Source organism: Sphaerochaeta sp. UBA5836, assembly GCF_002432845.1.
Lineage (GTDB): Bacteria > Spirochaetota > Spirochaetia > Sphaerochaetales > Sphaerochaetaceae > Sphaerochaeta.
The window spans coordinates 1-241 of sequence record NZ_DJGW01000011.1 but is presented as its reverse complement, the minus strand read 5'-3'; the positions used below and the strand labels follow the sequence as shown (position 1 = coordinate 241).

Below are 241 nucleotides of genomic sequence, written 5' to 3'. Positions count from 1 at the left end.
GACTGGGCTGCATGGACAGGGCTTTACAACAACAACGCACGAACTGCAGGCACCTATCCCGCAAAGGTCAACGTTGTCGGACTTCCCGGCACCAAGGGCCCAAGCGGCAAGTACATGCTCGAGCAGGGCGGAGCCTCGCTGTGGGCGATTCCCGCCAATGCCAAGAATCCCGATGAAGCATTCAAGATCATCGAGTACATGGCAACCAAGGAAGGAGCCCTGTTGCTTTCCGCAGGTATCG

At 57.7% G+C, this 241-nt stretch carries 1 protein-coding gene; it reads left to right on the top strand.

Annotated elements, in window-relative coordinates; translation table 11 throughout:
• Positions 1-241, top strand: a 241-nt coding sequence (locus B3F49_RS00855) for an extracellular solute-binding protein (RefSeq protein ID WP_293908573.1), incomplete at both ends; no start/stop codon positions are given.